Annotated in this window: 16 protein-coding genes; 7 read left to right on the forward strand and 9 right to left on the reverse strand. The window is 59.0% G+C overall.

What is annotated here, in order from left to right:
- Positions 1-6: 6 nt before the first annotated feature.
- Both AB7M26_RS00585 and AB7M26_RS00590 read right to left on the reverse strand, forming a co-directional pair.
- Positions 7-615, reverse strand: coding sequence for a hypothetical protein (locus tag AB7M26_RS00585; RefSeq protein ID WP_429387520.1), 609 nt, complete (start codon positions 613-615; stop codon positions 7-9).
- Positions 579-2,729 carry an RHS repeat domain-containing protein gene (locus AB7M26_RS00590; RefSeq protein WP_429387522.1) on the reverse strand — a complete coding sequence of 717 codons (2,151 nt, stop codon included), beginning with the start codon at positions 2,727-2,729 and terminating at the stop codon, positions 579-581. The genes AB7M26_RS00585 and AB7M26_RS00590 overlap by 37 nt, the downstream gene beginning before the upstream one ends.
- Positions 2,730-2,881: 152 nt before the next feature.
- Here AB7M26_RS00590 and AB7M26_RS00595 point away from each other — a divergent pair, with 152 nt between their 5' ends.
- The 3 genes from AB7M26_RS00595 to AB7M26_RS00605 all read left to right on the forward strand — a co-directional run bounded on the left by AB7M26_RS00595 (position 2,882) and on the right by AB7M26_RS00605 (position 4,758).
- A complete protein-coding gene (locus AB7M26_RS00595; protein ID WP_008070465.1) occupies positions 2,882-3,346 on the forward strand; it encodes a hypothetical protein in 465 nt (154 codons plus the stop codon).
- Between the two features lie 28 nt (positions 3,347-3,374).
- Complete coding sequence (locus AB7M26_RS00600; protein WP_123501018.1) at positions 3,375-4,199, forward strand: SDR family oxidoreductase; 825 nt, start codon at positions 3,375-3,377, stop codon at positions 4,197-4,199.
- Positions 4,200-4,359: 160 nt separating this feature from the next.
- Complete coding sequence (locus AB7M26_RS00605; RefSeq protein ID WP_123501016.1) at positions 4,360-4,758, forward strand: DUF4440 domain-containing protein; 399 nt, start codon at positions 4,360-4,362, stop codon at positions 4,756-4,758.
- A gap of 147 nt (positions 4,759-4,905) precedes the next feature.
- Here AB7M26_RS00605 and AB7M26_RS00610 read toward each other — a convergent pair whose 3' ends face one another.
- The 4 genes from AB7M26_RS00610 to AB7M26_RS00625 all read right to left on the reverse strand — a co-directional run bounded on the left by AB7M26_RS00610 (position 4,906) and on the right by AB7M26_RS00625 (position 9,840).
- Entirely contained in the window at positions 4,906-5,769 is an 864-nt protein-coding gene (locus AB7M26_RS00610; protein ID WP_123501014.1) for an efflux RND transporter periplasmic adaptor subunit, read from the reverse strand.
- A gap of 25 nt (positions 5,770-5,794) precedes the next feature.
- Positions 5,795-5,995 carry a DUF1656 domain-containing protein gene (locus tag AB7M26_RS00615; RefSeq protein WP_007896379.1) on the reverse strand — a complete coding sequence of 67 codons (201 nt, stop codon included), beginning with the start codon at positions 5,993-5,995 and terminating at the stop codon, positions 5,795-5,797.
- Positions 5,985-8,189, reverse strand: coding sequence for an FUSC family protein (locus tag AB7M26_RS00620; RefSeq protein ID WP_429387527.1), 2,205 nt, complete (start codon positions 8,187-8,189; stop codon positions 5,985-5,987). Before AB7M26_RS00620 ends, AB7M26_RS00615 begins: the two co-directional genes overlap by 11 nt.
- Positions 8,190-8,328: 139 nt before the next feature.
- Positions 8,329-9,840, reverse strand: coding sequence for an efflux transporter outer membrane subunit (locus AB7M26_RS00625; protein WP_123501010.1), 1,512 nt, complete (start codon positions 9,838-9,840; stop codon positions 8,329-8,331).
- Positions 9,841-10,125: 285 nt separating this feature from the next.
- On the opposite strand from AB7M26_RS00625, the gene AB7M26_RS00630 reads away from it, so the two are divergent.
- Positions 10,126-11,094: a LysR family transcriptional regulator gene (locus tag AB7M26_RS00630; protein ID WP_123501008.1), complete on the forward strand. Its 969-nt coding sequence runs from the start codon at positions 10,126-10,128 to the stop codon at positions 11,092-11,094.
- Positions 11,095-11,111: 17 nt separating this feature from the next.
- Here AB7M26_RS00630 and AB7M26_RS00635 read toward each other — a convergent pair whose 3' ends face one another.
- Both AB7M26_RS00635 and AB7M26_RS00640 read right to left on the reverse strand, forming a co-directional pair.
- Positions 11,112-11,900 carry a hypothetical protein gene (locus tag AB7M26_RS00635; protein ID WP_401176058.1) on the reverse strand — a complete coding sequence of 263 codons (789 nt, stop codon included), beginning with the start codon at positions 11,898-11,900 and terminating at the stop codon, positions 11,112-11,114.
- Positions 11,897-13,240, reverse strand: coding sequence for a hypothetical protein (locus AB7M26_RS00640; protein ID WP_429387532.1), 1,344 nt, complete (start codon positions 13,238-13,240; stop codon positions 11,897-11,899). Before AB7M26_RS00640 ends, AB7M26_RS00635 begins: the two co-directional genes overlap by 4 nt.
- Here AB7M26_RS00640 and AB7M26_RS00645 point away from each other — a divergent pair.
- From AB7M26_RS00645 to AB7M26_RS00655, 3 genes are all read left to right on the forward strand, one after another.
- Positions 13,227-13,463, forward strand: coding sequence for a hypothetical protein (locus AB7M26_RS00645; protein WP_148050165.1), 237 nt, complete (start codon positions 13,227-13,229; stop codon positions 13,461-13,463). The two genes, AB7M26_RS00640 and AB7M26_RS00645, sit on opposite strands and share 14 nt — an antisense overlap.
- A gap of 304 nt (positions 13,464-13,767) precedes the next feature.
- Positions 13,768-14,145 carry a DUF6124 family protein gene (locus AB7M26_RS00650; protein WP_123501000.1) on the forward strand — a complete coding sequence of 126 codons (378 nt, stop codon included), beginning with the start codon at positions 13,768-13,770 and terminating at the stop codon, positions 14,143-14,145.
- A gap of 266 nt (positions 14,146-14,411) precedes the next feature.
- Complete coding sequence (locus AB7M26_RS00655; RefSeq protein ID WP_429387535.1) at positions 14,412-15,386, forward strand: 2-hydroxyacid dehydrogenase; 975 nt, start codon at positions 14,412-14,414, stop codon at positions 15,384-15,386.
- A gap of 100 nt (positions 15,387-15,486) precedes the next feature.
- Here AB7M26_RS00655 and AB7M26_RS00660 read toward each other — a convergent pair whose 3' ends face one another.
- Positions 15,487-16,389: a DMT family transporter gene (locus tag AB7M26_RS00660; protein ID WP_429387538.1), complete on the reverse strand. Its 903-nt coding sequence runs from the start codon at positions 16,387-16,389 to the stop codon at positions 15,487-15,489.
- Positions 16,390-16,635 lie beyond the last annotated feature (246 nt).

Here is a 16,635-nt window from a genome sequence, read left to right on the forward strand (position 1 = left end):
CTTTTTTTATCCCTTCCATGTGGCACCCGATCTCGAGGCAATGGCCGCTGACCTTGGGTTGACCGCTCGAGTAGTAATTTTTACCAACTTGCTGGTCTTGTTTATCCTGTTCAGCGATTTGAGCGTCAGAAAGTTGCCCACGCCTCGTACATTCGAGACGTCCTTCGACATGACCCCGGCCTCGGAGGCTCTTCTCAGTTCGTTTGCCGTCAGCTGGGAAGCGGGGTTGGCCACCAAATACTCCACCTTGGCCTCTGTGTCATTACTGGCCGCCCCCATGCGCGTCGTGGTGGAAATTGCTGCAATTGCGTAGATTTGTCGGGTTCCCGCAGCTTTCAGCTTGTCCTCTTTCTTCAAAATCGCAAAGAACCTGTTCTCGACGATTTTTTTTGGCCAGGCACCTCCAGGATCCGCCTCTGTAATTCGGGGCTTCTGAAAATCCTTATTCGCCAACTTCAACATCTCTGATGAGATGCCTTGTCCAAGCACCAGATTCTTCCGGGGTTCACCTGTCACGGAGTCCGTAAACATATTCGAGGCATGCATGAACACGCGCTTGTACTCCTTCAAGCTGCGTTTCAGCTCATCCTTGCCAACGGCGTATTTGACATCCACACCGCTTTGAACCCGGAGCTGGGTTTGAATTTTTCGGTCTTTTCGTCAAACATCACGACTTTTGCGTTCATTGCCTTAACTTTCAATCCCATTCGCTGAAGCTTGCCGATGTCGATTTCGTAATCCCCCACTACATCGTGTTGCAGGCCAAATGAATCAATGAACGTCACCGGGTTATTCAGCACCATCAAGAACAGATTCAACCCGTCCACTTCCCCCGCCGGATCCGCATTCAGCCAACGCTGCAACCACGGGACGTAATAGCGGTACCCATAGTAATAAAGCCCCGTCGCATCCCGCTCCTTGCCCGAATAACGAATCGTTTTGTAACTCGCTTCAACGACGCCCGCCCCGGCAAACCAAGCCGTTTCGCCAAAGGGATAGTAGGTTTCCTGACCGATAATTCGCGCGTCGTCGGCCAGTTCCAGCGTGCAGGATTTCAGGTGATCAGCCAGGCTGTAGCGGTATTGATCGTTGGCGATACCGGACGGTGGCGCTGTTTCCCAATGCAGCACTCGCACGCTATTGAGTCCCGCCTGGGCGGTGATCACCTGCAATACTTCTCCCGTGCCGTTATCGCTGCGCATTTCAAGCCCCGGCAGATAACGCACTTCAGCCACCACGGTCCGGGCATTGGTCTGCAATGAGCGGATTTTGCGTACCCGCTGCCCACCGCCATCGTAGACATAGGACTCCCGGTCATTGAGCCCGGAAACGCGTTCCACCGGGCTGACCGACTGCAACTGATTACGCAGATCCCAATTCAGGATCCGCCCCTGATCCAGCTCCAGCAAATTGCCCTTGGCGTCGAACGCCGCGGCGATGTCCTCTTCGGTCGGCGGCACGCCGTTGCGCCAGGGCAGACAACGATTGCTGTAGCGCGCCGCTTTCAGTTCGCGCCCCCGACTCTGCGCGCCGACGTGCGTCAGCGTCAGCAGGTTCCCGCCCTCGTCATAGCGGTAGGTCTGGTGATAGTTGCTGACCGCCGCCGGATCGACCCGTCCCACCGACGCCGGCCCTTGCTGGAGAGTGCCCTCCTCCCAGCCGTAGGCTTCGATCAATTGATACAGGCTGTCGTAGATAAAGCGACTGAGGGGATCGATGCGCTGATTGTTGAAGTAACGCACCGACAGTGCCCTGTCCTCGATGCTCAGGACATTGCCCATGCGGTCATAATCGTAGATCAGGTGTTGCAACAGTCCGGCACTGGCATCCTGTGCCCGGCGCTCCATCAGCCGACCGTCTTCGGGGCGGTAAACGAGGGTCGTCTGTACGTTGTTACCAGCGGTTTCGTGTTCGACCTGCCCCTGCGCGCTGTACCGAATATCGCGCACCAGCGTTTGCCAGGTGGTCAGCCCATGAAGTTGCAGTCGCGCCTCACGCAACTGTCCATCAAGCGTCAGGTGGAAGGCCTGACGATTCTCCCTGGCATCGGTCTGTTCCAGCACATGATCCTGTGGACCGAAACGCCACGTCGACGACGCACCGTCACCAGGCTCAAGCAGCCGCTCGCGATCGGCTTCCAGCTCCGGCCAGTCAGGGGCAACAGGGTCCAGGGTGAAGTGACGGACTTGCCTCACGCATTGGCCGGTGATCGAAAATGCCTCGAACAGCACCGTCCCGGCGGGATCGTCATGACGGATCAACTGCCCGCATTGATTCTGGTCGCCCTGATCGGGACCGCCATAGGTCATGCGTTCAGCGGATCTGCCCTGCTCGAACACTGCCACAGGACGAAGCAGGTCGTCGTATTCAACCTCACGTCGTGTACCTCGGCTGTCCCATTCCAGCAAAATCTCGTCGCCCAGACCGGGCAGGTTCAGCTGCAATCCAGCATCGACGCTGACGGTACACAGCGCATGGCCGGACAGCGAATGCACGGTCGTTGAATTGGCGGGTGTCAGAGGATCTTCATCCTGCAATGCCCAAAGCCGCGGATCCCACTGTTTTATCGGGTGGCCCGCAGCATCATGGGCCGTGCGATTGATGCGTGCTTCAGTGGGCAGGTTTTCGACGGCACGCCAATAGTCCACCGTACGGATGGTCAAGCCGCGCGGGTCGACGACGGACAACTTTGGTGTTTTGTGGTGCATTCCCATCGTCAAGACCTGCATGCCTGTATGTCCTCATCTAACTGTTCGTGGACATGCCTGGCTACTATCAGAAGTGACAGTACCGACCAACGGCCATCGATCTTGCTCCCCGAATGTCCATTCCCGCGCCCCTTCGGTAGGATGGTGTTTATGAGTTCAAGGAGCGTTCACACATGTTCATCGGCGTCCTGCTGGTCATCACCTGGCTGATCCTGCTGCTGCGCTACCCGTCCAAGGCCGTGCCGGTGTCCATGGCCGCCGCTGTCGGGTTGGGCCTGGTGGCGGTGTGGGTGTTCTGGCTGGACACCCGCGAGGTCAAGCAACTGGCGCGCCTGGAGCTGCGCATCACCTACGCGCCCGAGCACTGCCCGGCGGATCGCCCCTTGAAGCTGACGATGAACAACGGCAACGACGTACCGCTGACCGAACTGCGCTGGCGAATCGCCGCTTATGCACCGGGCGATACGGTCAATCTGGCTGACAATCAATACGCCGCACCGCGCTATCGCGGCCCCGGCGAATTGCAGGCCGGCGGCAATTGGGAAGACTGCTTGCCTATGCCGCCCCTTCGCCCCGGTTATCGCCCGCAAACCCTGGAGTTTCGCGCCGAGCGTTTGCAGGGTAGCTTCTCCGACTGATCCCTTTCTTTTGCACAAGGACCGCGCCATGCCTGTTGCGTTGATTACCGGTTGTTCCAGCGGCATTGGCCGCGCCCTCGCCGACGCTTTCAAAAGTGCCGGGTACGACGTCTGGGCCAGCGCCCGCAAAGCCGAAGACGTAGCCGCTCTAACCGCCGCCGGGTTCACCGCCGTGCAACTGGACGTGAACGATGGCCCGGCCCTCGAACAACTGAGCGAGCGGATCAATCAGCAACGCGGCGGCCTTGATGTGCTGATCAACAACGCCGGTTACGGCGCCATGGGGCCGCTGCTCGACGGCGGTGTGCCGGCCATGCAGCGGCAATTCGAAACCAACGTGTTTGCGATTGTCGGCGTGACTCGCGCGATGTTCCCGGTGCTGCGTCGCGCCAGGGGCCTGGTGGTGAACATCGGCAGCGTTTCCGGGGTTCTGGTCACGCCGTTTGCCGGCGCCTACTGCGCCTCGAAAGCCGCGGTGCATGCCTTGAGCGATGCGCTGCGCATGGAATTGGCACCGTTCGGCGTGCGAGTCATGGAAGTTCAGCCAGGGGCTATCGCCTCCAGCTTCGCCAAGAATGCCGGCCAAGAGGCTGAGCAACTGATCACCGAGCAATCGCCATGGTGGCCGCTGCGTGAAGGTATTCGCGCGCGGGCCAAGGCGTCTCAGGACAAACCGACGCCGGTCAGTGAATTTGCCGCCGGTTTATTGAAGGCCGTGCAGCAGAATAAACCGCCGCGTCTGGTGCGTTTGGGTAATGGCAGCCGAGCGTTGCCGTTGATGGCGGGGTTGTTGCCCAAAGGGTTGCTGGAGTCGGGGTTGATGAAGCGGTTCGGGTTGAAGGGGCAACTCTAAGACCGAGTCGACATCATCGCGGGCAAGCCCGCTCCCACACAGTTCTGCTGGGTGGCATAGATAGCATTCACACCAAAGATCACTGTGGGAGCGGCGGTGCGACGATTCGACTTGCCCGCGAAGACGTCAGGACAGACGCTGCAAAATTTCAGGAAACAGCATGACCAACTACACCGAATACTTTGACGAAGTGATCCAGGCTCACATAGCCATTGAACAATGGTTGGCCGAGGAGCGGGACGAATCCGAGCTTGAACAATTGCTCATGCGTTTTTCACCACAGTTTTCCATGATCTCGCCGTTGGGCCGGGTGCTGGATTTCGAGGCGTTGAATGAATTGTTTCTGCTGGCGGGCGGGAAGAAGCTCGGGTTCAGGATTGAGCTCAGCGAGTTGCGAGGTGTCGCGCTGTACGACGGTGGCGCTGTGGTGAGTTACCGCGAGCAGCAGACCGATGCGACGGGGTTGCATTCTGATCGACGGTCTTCGGTGGTGTTCGAGAAACAGGCCGATGGCAAGGTGGTTTGGCGGCATTTGCATGAGACGTTTTGTCAGGGCTGAAACCGTTTCCTTGTGGCGAGGGGGCTTGCCCCCGTTGGGCTGCGCAGCAGCCCCAAAACCTGCAATCCCGTTCTTCCAGATGTACCGCATGCTCTGGTTTTGCGCCGGCTTCGCCGCCGAACGGGGGCAAGCCCCCTCGCCACAAGGTTATTCGCCACTTTCCTGTTTCACCACAACGGTGCAAGTAATCCCCGCCGCCAACAGCACACCCTCCGGCACTTCATCAATGTGAATCCGCACCGGCACCCGCTGCGCCAGGCGCACCCAGTTGAACGTCGGGTTCACATCGGCGATCAGCTCGCGGCTTTCGGGATTATCCCGGTCATAGATGCCCCGAGAAATGCTTTCCACATGTCCCTTGAGCACTTCGCCGCTCATCAATTGCATGTCGGCTTTATCGCCCACGCGCACATGCGGCAGTTTGGTTTCTTCGAAGAAGCCGTAGACCCAGAACGAGTTCATGTCGACCACGGCCATTTTCGCTTCGCCGATGCGTGCGTAGTCGCCGCGATGGACGTTGAGATTGGTCACATAGCCGTCCACCGCCGCGCGCACTTCGGTGCGTTTGAGGTTCAGTTCGGCCGCTTCCAGTTGTGCCTGGGCATGCTGGTAATCAGCCAGGGCCGAGTCGGCGATGTTGGTGGCGTCGTCGCGGTTTTCCCTGGAGATCACCAGGTTGTCGAGGTCGGCGCGGCGATGGGCGTTGACCTTGCGCATCTCCCACGTGGCTTTGCGCGAGGCCACCAGCGACTGCGCCTGTTTCACCGCGATGCGGTAATGCTCGGGGTCGATGCGCATCAGCAAATCGCCCTTTTTCACCAACTGGTTGTCGCGCACCGGCACATCCACCACTTCACCGGTAACGTCGGCGGCAACGTTGATGATGTCGGCGCGCACCCGGCCGTCGCGGGTCCAGGGGGTGTTCATGTAATGCACCCACAGGGTCCGGCCGATCCACAGGGCAAGGGCCAACACCAACAGGGTTGCGAGCAGGCTGAAAAGCTTTTTCATCAGGGCCTTCTTCAGTGATAGAAAGTCAACGGTAAACAGTCAGCGCAAGAGCGCCGAACAGACAGGTAAACAGACTCAGGCGCAGCAGCGCCGGGTGCCAGAAAAAGCGGTACAGATCGAACCCGGACAGGAACCGATCCAGCGCCCAGGCCAGCGCCGCCGCGATGAAAAACATCAGGGTCATGGTCGGCATGTACACGCCGTGGAAGGCGATTTCACGAGGCATGTTCAAGTCCTTGGGGCTTGGCGATGGCACTAGCTTTTATGTAGCCGGCCAGTGGCGATTGCGGGTCAAGCAGCGAGGTGCGGATGAAGTGCAGGTAGCTCTTCACCCGGCGCAATGCAGAGGTATCGAAGTGCGGCGCGAAGGGCTCATCGGTGGCCTGCACGCGGCTGATCGCGTGGTCGACCGCGACCAGGGCACGCTGCAGATTGCTCGGGCCAGGTTGCAGAAACAGTCGCACCAGCGAACGCCCCATCGCCCGGATTGACTGACGCCACGGTTGGGATTCGGCATAGGCCGGGTGCACCGGCAGAATCGCCTGTTCCTTGCGCAACTCGATGATCGCGTGGCCGACTTCCAGCACCACGAACATCCAACGCAATAAGTCCCGTTGCACCTGCGGCTGTCCCGCTGCGAGGCCATAGGCCTGATGCAAAAGATCGCGAGGGCGACTTTCGAAACTCGATGCCAAACCTTTGAGTTTGCCGCTGATGGCGTACACCACCTGCCCGCGCAAATCCTGCTCCAGGCGCCGCCATAACCAGCGACTGTTGGGCGGCAAAATGATCGCCCCGGCCGCCGCGCACACCAACATCCCCATGATCATGGCGATGTAATCGTTGATGAAGGCGTAAGGGTTGTAAACCGTGAGGTTGTCCGGCACCGAACCGGTGCTGAAGAAGATCAGCAACCCCAGGCCAACCCCGGCGTATTGCGGCCGTGAAGTCAGGAACGCCCCGATCACGATCACCGGCGCGAGCATCACGCAGAGCAACGGAAAACCGTCGATCAAGGGGAAGATGAAGAACATCTCGACGAAGCCGATCAGCGCCCCGAGCAACGTCCCGCAGGCCATCTGAAACGCCATCCGTTTGGGGTTCGGTGTCGCCGCTGAAAGGCCGACGGTGGCGGCGGCGATCAGGGTCATGGTCGCCCCGCTCGGCCACGCCGTGGCCACCCAATAACTGCCGAGCACCACGAGAATGAATGCTGCGCGAATGCCCGATGCCGCCGAGGCCAGCCAATTGGTTTGCGGGGTGAAGGGCTCGTCCCAACGTTCCCGTTCGTGGCTGTGATCGGCCAGCGATGCGTGGGTCTGTGCATAACTGTGCAGGTCGTCGACATAGCGATAAAGCAGCTCGTAGGCGGTGTGAAAATCCAGCTGCTCGGCGTCGCTCGGATCACTCTCCTGAAAGGTCACCCGCAGGCTGCGGACCCGCGCCGGCAAGTTTTCCTTATAGGTCGCCAAAGCGCTGGCCAGGCGTGCAGCGTCGGGGCTGGTCAAGGCGCGACCGCTGAAGCCGTCGAGCACTTCGGCCAGATCCTGCAAACCCGGTTTGATCGCCGCGACAACATGATCGGTGCCACTGTTGCGCAGGCGTTCGAGCAACTGATGCAGCGCATTGAAGCGCGTGGTTATGCCCATGAACTCGCTGTTCAAACGACTGAGCCGCCCGTTGCGCCGACGCATGTGCGGGTCTTCGAACACCGTGACGCTGCGCAGCCCTTCCAGACCTACCGCCTCGGCAATAAACCGCACGTTGTTCGCTTCAAATGCCTCGCGCCGGCTGCGACCGCGCAAGCCATCGGTGACGAACAAGGCAAACACGCCGAAGCGCTGATACAAGGCATTGCGCATCGCGGCGCTGGCGGTTTGCGGCAGGATCGCGGCGCTCACCAGCGTCGAGCAGAGAATCCCCAGAGAGATTTCCAGCACACGCCAGACTGCCGCCATGAACGCGCCGTCGGGGTGAGCCAGTGCAGGCAGTCCGATCATCGCCGCCGTATAACCGGCGAGCACAAATCCGTAGGCGCGGAAGTTGCGATAACGTGCCGCGCCGGCCGAGCAGAGGCCGACCCAGATCGCCAGCGAGCCGAGGAACAGCTCGGTGTTCTGCGCAAACAGGGCAATCAACGCGACCATCACCGCCGACCCGGCCAACGTGCCGAGGAAGCGATAGAAACTCTTGGCGAATACCTGGCCGCTTTGCGGTTGCATGACGATGAACACGGTGATCATCGCGGTGCGCGGTTGTGGCAACTCAAGGCGCATGGCCAGCCACAGGGTCAGGAACGCGGCGAACAGCACCTTGAAAATGTAGACCCAGGTCACGCCGTCGCTGCGTGCCCATTCGAAGAATCCCCGGCGCCATTCAAGGGAATAAAGCCAGCGCAAAGGTGCGGGCAAGGGAGTCATGGAATTTTGCTCAATGAAATTCGGTTAAGACGCAGAACCTGTGGGAGCGGGCTTGCCCGCGATGGCGGCGTGTCAGGCGCCATCAATGTCGGATGTGATGACGCCATCGCGGGCAAGCCCGCTCCCACAGGTTGTGTGTTCAATTCGAGAGGCTGTTAAGAAGGGCCGGGGTTTTCGGTGCATCGGTCTGGCTGTCTTCCGGCACATCGTTGCCCGCCCCGAGTCCCCCGCCAAGCGCCGTCACTAGCTCGGCATGAGCACTCAACCGTGCAGCCTGAACCTGCTGCTGCACTTGCTGCTGCTTGAACAACAAAGTCTGCGCATTGAGCACGTTGAGGTAATCGGTGAGCCCGCGCTGATAGGCGATCATGGCGATGTCGTAGGTTTTCTGCGCCGTGGCCACCGACTCGGCGGCGAAGGCTTGTTGCTTGTCCATCGACTCGCGGCGAATCAACTGGTCGGAGATGTTCTTCAGCGCGTTGACCAGCGTCTGGTTGTACCTGGCCACGGCGATGTCATAACCCGCCGAGGCTTCACCCAACTCCGCACGCAAGCGGCCGCCGTCGAAGATCGGCAACGAGATCGCCGGGCCGACGCTGTAGTTGAGTTTCTTGCCGGTCAAAAACTCCAGCGCCCCACCGCCGGTGGCCATGTAGCCGAGGCTGCCGACCAGATCGACGTTGGGGTAGAAACCGGCGTGGGCGACATCAATACCCCGCGCCTGCGCCGCCACTTGCCAGCGACTGGCAACCACGTCCGGGCGTTGACCGAGCAGTTGCGCCGGCAAGGAGGACGGCAGTTTCAATGCCGCACCCAACGACAGCGTCGGCCGTTGCAACTGCGCGCCCTCCCCCGGCCCCTTACCGGCCAGCGCGGCGAGTTGGTTACGGCTGAGGGCGATTTCTTCGTCCAGCGCATCAAGTTGCCGATGGGTTTCCGGCAAGGGTGTTTCGGCCTGGCTGACTTCGAAATGGGTGCCGATGCCGCCGTCCAGACGTTTCTGTGCCAGGTCGAGAATTTGCTGTTGCTGCTTCAAAGTCGCGGCAGCGATGTCCCGTTGCGCATAATGCAATGAGAGTTCGATGTAGGCGCGCACGATGTTGTTCTGCAATTCGAGCTGGGCCTGCCGTGCTTCGGCGGCGCTCATGTGGGCCATGTCCACGGCGCGTTCGGTGGCGTTGCTTTCGCGCCCCCAGAGGTCGAGGGCATAGCTGAAACCCAGCGCGGCGTTGTTGTCCCAAGTGGTGGTGTTGGCCAACTCGCCGGGGCCGTAGAACTGATCGGTGGGCCAGTTGTGGCGCTTAAGGGTGGATTGGCCATTGATCTGCAACGACTCGGCGGACTCGGCAAGGCCGGCCATCGACCGCGCCTGACGCACTCGCGCGGCGGCCATGGCCATGCTCGGGCTGCCTTGCAGGGCGAGGTCGATCCAGCGGTTCAGTTGCGGGTCGCCGTAGGCTTGCCACCATTGAGCGGTGGGCCAATGAGCGTCTTGCTTGGCGCTCTGAATGGCATCGTCGGTGGCCAATGAATTGGCCTCCAGTGCCTTGTCTTGCGGGGCAATACCTGCGGTGCCGATGCAGCCGCTGATTGCCAGGGTTAAAGCCAAAACACTGAGCGTCTTGAGCGCTCTGTTGATGCGACGCGGCACTGCTGCAAATTCCTAAAATAGGGGGAGATCCTGTAGGAGCGAGGCTTGCCCGCGAAGGCATCCTCACAGGCACCATGTTGTCGCTTGATAAGACGCCTTCGCGGGCAAGCCTCGCTCCTACATGGGACCGGCGCAATTCTAGGGGTGGGCCTTGTTGGCGATAAGCCGGGATTCTTGTGAATCTTTGTTACCGTTAACGCGATAATCCCTTGGTCTCGTCTTTAGTCGCCTGTAAAGAATCAGCAACTTCGTGTCACAATTTGCCATTCGCCAAGAGAGCACCCCATGGACACCTTGCAAAACATGCGCGCCTTCAGTTACGTGGCCGAGGCCGGCAGCTTCACCGCCGCCGCCGTGCAACTCGACACCACCACGGCCAACGTCTCGCGCGCGGTCTCCAACCTGGAAGCCCACCTGCAAACCCGCCTGCTCAACCGCACCACCCGCCGCATCGCCTTGACCGAGGCCGGCAAGCGCTATCTATTGCGTTGCGAGCAGATCCTGGCCTACGTCGAAGAAGCCGAAGCCGAGGCCAGCGACGCCCACGCGCGCCCGGCCGGGCAACTCAAGGTGCATACCATGACCGGCATCGGTCAGCACTTCGTAATCGACGCCATCGCCCGCTACCGCAAAACCCACCCGGACGTGACCTTCGACCTGACCATGGCCAACCGCGTGCCGGATCTGCTCAACGAGGGCTACGACGTGTCCATCGTGCTCGCCAGCGAACTGCCCGACTCGGGCTTCGTCTCCCAGCGCTTGGGCATCACCTACAGCATCGTTTGCGCCTCGCCCGCCTATGTAAAAGCCAACGGCTGCGCGCACAAACCCAGCGATTTGCTCAACCACGCCTGCCTGCGCCTGGTGAGCCCGGTCATCCCGCTGGAGAAATGGGCCTTCGATGGCCCTGACGGCCAGGAAATGGTCACCATCAACAGCTCACCGTTTTTGGTGAACTCCGCTGATGCGATGAAGACTGCAATCACCAGCGGCATGGGGGTTGGCGTTTTACCGGTGTACGCGGCGATAGAAGGGCTGCGCAACGGCACGTTGGTGCGGGTGATGCCGAACTATCGCTCACAGGAATTGAATCTGTATGCGATCTACCCGTCGCGGCAGTATCTGGATGCGAAGATCAAGACGTGGGTGGAATACTTGCGCGGGTCGTTGCCGGAGATATTGGCGGCGCATCAGGCGGAATTGGCGGCGTATGAGTTGAGTGGGAGTTTGGGTGGGGCGCGGTTGGCGAATTGAGGTGTGTGGACTGCGGGTTAGCCCAGCAGTCCAGCGTACGTTCCGCAGAGCCAATACGCACAAAGGCCAACAATTGAATAGGCAAACATCAGATTGGGAATGACGACCCAGCGTCGTAGGTGTAAAGGGAAGTGCTTTATTTCATCGATACAATGCGGGTCGCTTCTCAGCAGGAATGCATCATCCTCACGAAGCATGGTCGAGAGATGAGTCAAGCGGTAATGACGCCCGTACAGACCATCCCCCATGACCCGACGGTTGCGACCAACGAAGTAAGAGTCGTTGAGGTGAAATTCGAGTTCTTCGAGTTTAAAAAAACAGATGTAAACACGCAGCAGCGAAACGATAGAAACCAGGGCGAAAAAGCCGATCAGGATGGCTGTGTAGAGTAGTTTCAGGTCACTCATCGGGTTTGAAATTGTCGTACGCAAAGACACAAAACCACTCCAAAGCAACAGTAGTCCAGCGCTGACGACCGCAATCCGCATAAGTCTTTTTGGAGTTTCAGCCCATTTTCTCAGACGCTCCGGCAAGATTTCAGCCTCCATAAACGCATACGGGTCCAACATCTGATGTTGATAGAAACTGCCCGTTAAAGCGCCAATCAACCTAAGTCTGTTCATCCGTCCAAACGGGCCGTCACCCGCCGTGTTTCGATTGATACTCACCAAATGAGACGCGTTGAAGTGACCTTCAATTTGGTCGAGTTTGAAGTAGGCGCCCAATAATAAGAGGGTCTGACTGAGCAAAATCATCAGAAAAACAAGTACCCAACCAATCAAATGCACATTCTCAGCGCCACTCATGGTTGTGTGAGCTCATATATTTTTTCACCTATTTCTCCGCCAATTTCTGAGCCTTTGGTTCCCGTCGCACTGGCGACAGCACCCGACACCAGCAGCGCACAAACGATTCCACCAACACCCAATGTCTCCACACCTATTGCCGCGCACACTCCATATTTCAGTGCGCTACTCGCTACATATCCGGCGGCAACACCTCCGCTAATACTTCCTGCCAACTTGCCTCCCTCTACGAATCTAGCTTGGGAGCATTCATCCTCGCTTCCACTGCGACAGGCTTCATCAACTCTCATCGCCGCTGCCCCCATTGCCAATCCAATGCCAACATAGCCTCCTGCCTTCAAGTACTTCACAGCTCTGGATACGCCCTGAATATTCGTTGCATAGCCCGGCAGTTGGGTAGGGGCGCCAGCCTTGTTCCAATGGTGAATTGTTCTGCGAGTAGAAAGACCCAATGCTCGTTTAAGCCTGGGATGATCAGGGATGCCTGTGCCTTTACGTACCAGCGGGCCAAGGCTGGCATTGATCTTTGCCATCATCCGTTTGCGATGGGTAAAGAAATCCCTCGATCGCAAGTGGCCGTGCTGACGGTATTGTTGCTGATGCAGTTTCTCTAACTCGATGAGCGTGCCTTTGAGGTTTTCCAGATGTTGGCCAACCATGAAGGACGCCACACCCAACGACCCCGCCGACACCTCCAGAAATGGCTCAATCACTTCATGATTTTCGACCATGAACGAAGCCTCTTCTTCGCTCAGATCCTTAAGCGCTTCGTTGACCTTCTGCGCCGCGATCATCATTTGCGCTTCTTCGCGGCGGCACATGTAATGCCGTGAATCGCTGAAAATCACCATTTGCCCCGGTTTCACCCGCTCACCGAGATGGCGATTGAGCGAGCGGAATTCCCGGCGCAGCGCATCGCTTGGCGGGTTTTCGTACAGTGAGCGCTCAAGGGCTTCGAGGGTCATGGGCTGCTGAATGATGTAGAAGCCCGACTCCACGGGTTTGGGCAGAGCGAAGGCGTGTTCTTCGACCAGATGTTGCGCCGGCGGCGGCTCAGGTTTGGGTTTGAAGGCATTCCATGAAGCACCGCCGTTATCGGGATCGATGCGGGGCGTCACCATGACCCAATCACCGTTGCTGACGGCGTTGATGAGTTTCTGCTGGTTGGCGGCCTGCATGTAGTTGGATCGGTTGGCGCCGATCGCGCTAAGCAGATCGTCGAAGCCTTGCAGGTCGTAAGGATAGTTCAGGGCCTGGCGCAGGTTGGCGACGGCTTGATGGCTGTCTAGCACCTGGCCGTGTTGGCCGGCGAGTTGGTTTTGGGGGATGAGTCTGGTCACGCTCGTGTCCCGTTCCTTGGAAATGGGAGACTTTGGCGAGTGGGCTCAAGGGGGGATGCCGGGCGAATCGTTTTTGCGTGTAGGGGAAGTCCGAGTTTTCATGATGGCAACACTGTGGGTGCTGCCGAAGGGCTGCAATCTTTCGATCTTTACGTCATTGATAGCGCCGGAAGATCAAAAGATCGCAGCCTTCGGCAGCTCCTACAGACGGGGTGATTTTTGAGGATGTTTCCCACAGGTTTTGACGGTTGTTGCTTCGGAAACGAAGTGGGTAGGCTTTGGGGGTCGCTGCCAAATCAGCGATCAGGTCTGGAAAACCTGGCGAACACTTACCACACCCCATGGCATACTGCGGCGCTTTTTTCTGCACGCAATTCCTTGTTATGGCGGCTGTGCGCGGGAGACCTTCGGGTCTGCCGGGTTTTGGTGGATGTTCCGGTTTTTCCAGTCCGCGCGCAGCTGCCACCCTTTCGTCTGGAAAACGAAAGATGGCAGTTCCACTTCATCTGCCAATGAGTAACTTCCGCATGATTAAAGAAACACCGAACCCTCCGGAAACCGACGACGTTTCCCCCTACGAATCCCTCGATTCAAAAAAGCTCCACGAAGCCGCTAACCGCGCGCTCGATCACTACCTCAATCCAGCCGCTCTCAAATCCCCCGTGGCTCGCAAGCCAAGCACGATGTATATGGTTGCACCGGATATCAAAGACGAAGACCTGTTGGCCCACACCTGTGAATCGTTGGCCCAGGCCAGTGTGATGGCAACTGATTTTGCGGGGTATCTGGAAGGACCGCATCGGAATACGGCCATGGCGATTCAGCAAATCGTCATGCTGGCCGAGCTGGCGGTGAACCGGATGCTGGATAACCTCAACGTACCCAAACCCGCGCCACACAGCTGACCCCTGTAGGAGCGAGGCTTGCCCGCGAAGGCTTTCTCACATTTCAACATTGAGGTCGCCTGACACACCGCCATCGCGAGCAGGCTCGCTCCCACAATTAAATGTGTACATCTGCGAGAGATTGGTCGGCTGTCAGGGCGCCTTCGCGGGCAAGCCTCGCTCCTACAGGTTTGGATGGCGTACACCCGGCAATCCGAGCGCTCGCATAATGTCCGAGAAGAATGTTAGCGTGCTTAGCATTCTCCAAGCCCGACGAGCCGCCTCCAATGAAAAAAACCGTCCTCGCCTTCAGCCGTATCACCCCACCGATGATCGAACGTCTGCAACAAGACTTCGACGTGATCGTGCCGAACCCGAAAAACGGCGACATCAATGCCCAATTCAATGAGGCCCTGCCCCACGCCCACGGCCTGATCGGCGTCGGCCGCAAACTCGGTCGCGCGCAGCTGGAAAACGCCAGCAAACTGGAAGTGGTCTCCAGCGTCTCGGTCGGCTACGACAACTACGACCTCGCCTACTTCAACGAACGCGGGATCATGCTCACCAACACCCCCGACGTCCTCACCGAAAGCACCGCCGACCTGGCCTTCGCCCTGCTTATGAGCAGCGCCCGCCGCGTTGCCGAGCTGGACGCCTGGACCAAGGCCGGCCAATGGCAAGCCACCGTCGCCGCGCCGTTGTTCGGAAGCGATGTGCATGGCAAAACCTTAGGGATTGTCGGCATGGGCAACATCGGCGCGGCCATCGCCCGTCGCGGACGGCTGGGCTTCAACATGCCGATTATCTACAGTGGCAACAGCCGCAAGGCTGCACTGGAACAAGAACTCGGCGCGCAGTTGCGCAGCCTCGACCAACTGCTGGCCGAAGCCGATTTCGTCTGCCTGGTGGTGCCGCTCAGCGAAAAAACCCGACACCTGATCAGCCACCGGGAACTGGCGCTGATGAAACCGAGCGCCATTCTGGTGAACATCGCCCGCGGCCCCGTAGTGGACGAACCGGCGCTGATCGAAGCGCTGCAAAACAACCGGATTCGCGGCGCCGGGCTGGACGTCTACGAGAAAGAACCGCTGGCCGAGTCGCCATTGTTCCAACTGAAAAACGCCGTGACCTTGCCGCACATTGGCTCGGCGACCCACGAAACCCGTGAAGCCATGGCCAACCGTGCCTTGGCCAACTTGCGCAGTGCCTTGTTGGGTGAGCGGCCGCAAGATCTGGTGAACCCACAAGTGTGGAAAGGCTGACGAAATAAGGGCAGGCGGTTCAAACGCCTGCCCACTCGTTACACAACGTGCAATTCAGTCCGCTGACGAAGAGTCATACGCGCTCAATCTTTGAAAAGCATCAGGCAAATTTGCCAGTCCCCTGCACCATCGACGCCTTGGGTTTACGGAACACCAGCACATTCCCCAACATCACCAACACTAGCCCCACCAGTGCCGGCGCCGTCCATTGATAGCCTTCGACAAACGCCGACACATTCAGCGCCACCACCGGAAAGAGTACGGTGCAGTACGCTGCCCGCTCCGGGCCCATGCGCCCGACCAGCGTCAGGTAGGCGGTGAAGCCGATCACCGAGCCCGGAATCACCAGGTACAGCAACGACCCGATGTAGCGGGCATTCCATTCCATGTCGAACGGGATGCCTTTGACCAGACACCACACCGTCAACATCGCTGCGCCGTAAGCCATGCCCCAGGCATTGGTGGTCAGGGGTTTCAGGCCGGCCTTCTGTTGCAGACTCGACAGCATGTTGCCGGCCGAGAAGCATAAGGTTCCGAGCAGCGCCAACCCCAACCCGAGCATGGTTTCAGGGCTGGCGGTATGACCGGCCAGCTCTGGCCAGAACAACAGGCCCAACCCGAGCAAACCCAGTGCACCACCCATCAGTACATTGCGAGCGATTTTCTGACCGAAAAACACCCGTGCGTTGAAGGCATTCCAGAGGGTCGCGGTGGAAAACACCACGGCGACCAGACCGCTGGGAATCCATTGGCTGGCGGTAAGAAAGCACATGAAATTGATGCAGAACAGGCACAAGCCCTGCGCCAGGCAGATCAGATGTCCGCGACGGTTCATCACTTGCAGACGGCGGCTGAGCAGCAACATCACGAACAACACCAATGCGGCAAGGCCGAAGCGATAAACGATCGACACTGGAATCGCCACCACGCCCAGTTGCCATTTCAAGGCAATCCAGGTGGTGCCCCAGATCAGCACGGTCAGTAGATACAACGAAATGTTCATGGCGACAGCTCCGGGATGGGCAATGCTGTTCACTTTGTGGCGAGCGAGCTTGCTCGCGCTGGGCTGCGTAGCGGCCCCAAGTCCTGGCAAATTTCGCCAGTTTTGTGAGCGCTGCGCACTCAAGCGGGAGCAAGCTCCCTCGCCACAGTGCATTGCCTGATTAGGGGTCCAGTGTGCTGCGCCAATCGTGGGCGCACTTGCATAAACTTGCGCTTTTGTCGGCCGGCGGGCTGGCAGGCCAACCTC

The organism is Pseudomonas sp. F-14 TE3482 (genome assembly GCF_053629455.1).